Origin of the sequence: Pantoea sp. CTOTU49201, from assembly GCF_032054795.1 — a bacterium.
GTDB classification, from domain to species: domain Bacteria; phylum Pseudomonadota; class Gammaproteobacteria; order Enterobacterales; family Enterobacteriaceae; genus Pantoea; species Pantoea symbiotica.
Window position 1 is genome coordinate 23967 of record NZ_DAMBSA010000013.1, and the last position, 3218, is coordinate 27184.

The 3218-nt window shown below is 52.7% G+C and carries 3 protein-coding genes and 1 pseudogene; 2 read left to right on the forward strand and 2 right to left on the reverse strand.

Features of this window, described 5'->3' with window-relative positions; translation table 11 throughout:
• Positions 1-902 (reverse strand): annotated as a pseudogene (locus RTY00_RS02055) (DNA mismatch repair protein MutS); the annotation flags it as partial.
• Positions 903-1268: 366 nt separating this feature from the next.
• Here RTY00_RS02055 and mltB point away from each other — a divergent pair.
• Both mltB and RTY00_RS02065 read left to right on the forward strand, forming a co-directional pair.
• Complete coding sequence (gene mltB, locus RTY00_RS02060) at positions 1269-2351, forward strand: lytic murein transglycosylase B (RefSeq protein WP_312663238.1); 1083 nt, start codon at positions 1269-1271, stop codon at positions 2349-2351.
• Between the two features lie 85 nt (positions 2352-2436).
• Complete coding sequence (locus RTY00_RS02065; RefSeq protein WP_061719946.1) at positions 2437-2772, forward strand: zinc ribbon domain-containing protein YjdM; 336 nt, start codon at positions 2437-2439, stop codon at positions 2770-2772.
• A 32-nt stretch (positions 2773-2804) separates the two neighbouring features.
• Here the strand turns inward: RTY00_RS02065 and RTY00_RS02070 are convergent.
• A partial coding sequence (locus tag RTY00_RS02070; RefSeq protein ID WP_312663239.1) for a dihydrodipicolinate synthase family protein occupies positions 2805-3218 on the reverse strand: 414 nt, incomplete at its 5' end.

The following is a 3218-nucleotide window of genomic DNA, read 5'->3' on the forward strand; positions in this document are numbered from 1 at the left end:
CGGCTGCCCATAGGCGTAACGGTTTTATCCAGTATCGCCGCCAGTGTGTTTTCAATGCCGCCAGCCAGATTTTGCGTAATTTCCAGGTTGCGGCGCGTAGCAGCATCCATGATCACGCTATCCTGCTGGCGCTCCATGCTCAGCGAGCGAATATGCGGCAGCGAAGTACGTTGCGTGTCTTTGACATATTGCAGCAGGCATCCTGCAGCGCGCAGCGCCAGATGCGCCTGCTCAACACCAAAACCACTTAAGTCGCGGGTGCCAAATTGCAGGTTCAGCTGCTGGCGTGCCGTATCGATTTCATATTCCCATAGCGGACGGCGACGCAGGCCACGGCGTTGATCGATCAACGTCATGGCCTGGAAATCTTCGGGATAGAGCAGTTCAGCCGGATTGGTGCGCTGCAGTTCTGCTGCCATCGTCTCCAGATCGCCGGGTTCACTCAGGCGGAAGCGGCCAGAACTGATGTCCAGCGTTGCATAACCAAAACCGCGCTGGCTCTGGAAGATGGCGGCGAGCAGATTATCCTGGCGCTCTTGCAGCAAGGCTTCATCGCTGATGGTGCCGGGTGTAACGATACGCACCACTTTTCGCTCAACCGGGCCTTTGCTCAGGGCAGGATCGCCAATCTGCTCACAGATCGCCACCGATTCGCCGAGTTGCACCAGTTTCGCCAGATAGCCTTCAACCGCATGGTAAGGCACGCCCGCCATCGGAATCGGTTCACCAGCAGAGGCGCCGCGTTTGGTTAGGGAGATCTCCAGCAGTTGCGAGGCGCGTTTCGCGTCATCGTAAAACAGCTCGTAAAAATCGCCCATGCGATAAAACAGCAGGATGTCAGGATGATCGGCCTTCAGGCGCAGGTATTGCTGCATCATCGGCGTATGGCCACTAAAGTCCATTTGCTCTGCTCCTTTCATCTCATTCTCACTCAACGTTCATTCTTTTAATTACCTGAGGCTGGGTCAATGCAGCCCGGAAGTGTCGTTATCGTGTGGACGGATAACGAAAGCGGGATATTACCATTTTTGCCACCGGACCTTCATCCGCCAGCAGGGCTTTATGGCTGCCGACCATAACAAATTGCTGCAAACGGTAAAAAGCAAAATTTAATGAAAAAGGTAAAGTGTGGAGCCGTTTCGCAAATTCACGTTGTAACCGGCTGAAACTGGCGAGAAACGGTTAAATTTTAAGATATTGCTCTGTATGTCACTCCGATGAACGATTACCATGAGTGCTTCCGGTTTCACCTGGCTTATGGATATCCAATGCGTTTTAAGGTTGCTCTTCTTCCGCTTATTACTCTGCTTGCTGCCTGCAGCAGTAAGCCTGCATCCCACCAGCAGCCCGCCGTTGTGCCTGCACCTAAAGGCGGTTTTTTGCTGGAACCTTCACACGCGGTTCAACCGATGTTTGGCGATTTTGCGGGTAACCCTGCCGCTGAACAGTTCATTGATCAAATGGTGGCAAAACACGGTTTTAACCGTGAGCAGTTGCACGCAGTGATTGGCCAGGCGAAACGTCTGGATTACGTACTGCGCCTGATGGACCAGCAAGCGCCGAGCTATACGCCGCCAACAGGACCAAACGGTGCATGGATTCGCTATCGCAATAAGTTCATTACGCCGGATAACGTGCAGAATGGCGTGGCATTCTGGAATCAGTATCAGGATGCGCTGCAGCGTGCGCAGCAAATTTACGGTGTGCCGCCGGAAATCATTGTTGGCATTATCGGCGTTGAAACGCGCTGGGGCAGGGTAATGGGCAAAACGCGCTTGCTGGATGCGCTGGCAACCTTGTCATTTAGCTATCCGCGTCGCGCAGCTTACTTCAGCGGTGAGCTGGAGACCTTCCTGCTGATGGCGCGTACAGAGCAAGACGATCCGCTGGATCTGCGTGGCTCCTTTGCCGGTGCGATGGGTTATGGCCAGTTCATGCCATCCTCTTATAAGCAATACGCGGTCGATTTTAATGGCGATGGTCATATCAACCTATGGGATCCGGTTGATGCGATTGGCAGCGTAGCCAACTACTTTAAAGAACACGGCTGGCGTGCGGGCGAAAACGTTGCAGTGCCAGCCAGCGGTCAGGCTCCGGCGTTGGAGAATGGCTTTAAAACTAAGTACCCGGTAAGCACCTTAGCCGCGAGTGGGTTAACGCCACAGGGCTCTCTGGATGGTAACTCTCAGGTAAGCTTGCTGCGTTTGGATCTCGGCACCAGTTATCAATATTGGTATGGCCTGCCCAACTTCTACGCTATTACGCGCTACAACCACAGCACCCACTATGCAATGGCAGTGTGGCAGTTGGGTGAAGCCGTGGCTAAAGCACGTCAGGGCAGCATGTTTTAATGCTATCCATATAAAGTGTGAGGGTATAAGATGGCGCCCCTTTTGCGGTGCCATCTTCACCACATCCGACTTCTGAGGAGCGCTTATGAGTACCTTACCTGCCTGTCCTGTATGCCAGGCCGATTACACCTGGCAAGATGGCGAGAACCTGAATTGCCCGTCTTGCGGCCACATCTGGACGGCAAGCGCCGATGATGCAGTTGACGGCTTGGTGGTGCGCGATGCCAACGGCAACCTGCTAGCGGATGGCGACAGCGTAACTGTCGTTAAAGATCTCAAGGTTAAAGGCAGCTCTTCCACGCTGAAAATTGGTACCAAAGTCAAAAGCATTCGTCTGGTCGAAGGCGATCACAACATTGATTGCAAGATTGATGGCTTTGGTCAGATGAAACTCAAATCTGAGTTCGTCAAAAAGAACTAATCACAGGACGGCTCGACGCCGTCCTGTTTGTTTCAACTCAGCAAACGATCCACTTCCTCGCACTGTTCCGCTGTTAGCTCGCCACCATAATTGCGCGAGTAGCTACTCATTGAATCAAATCGGCGTGCAACGGCCGTTTTTATGGTGGTAACAAAATCATCACCGATAGTGTAAATAGCCATCAACTTACCAATGCGTTGCTGTATCTCACTGAGCTGCGCTAAATCGCCCGCCCGCCAGGCCTGCATCGCACGGGCAAACAGCTCTGGCACAATATTGTTTAAGCCGGAAATCACACCTGAACCGCCAGCCAGCAGATTTGGCAGTAGATATTCGTCATAACCGGAAAGCACGGTGAAATCGCTGCGCACTTTCTTCGTTTCTTCAATCATTGCGCGGTTGTGCGACAAACAATCCATGGTGTCTTTGATGCCAATAAAGTTGGG

What these genes read in the sequence shown, in the direction of transcription:
- mltB (WP_312663238.1), top strand. Translation starts at nt 1,269, where the DNA reads ATGCGTTTTAAGGTTGCTCTTCTTCCGCTTATTACTCTGCTTGCTGCC.
- RTY00_RS02065 (WP_061719946.1), top strand. Translation starts at nt 2,437, where the DNA reads ATGAGTACCTTACCTGCCTGTCCTGTATGCCAGGCCGATTACACCTGG.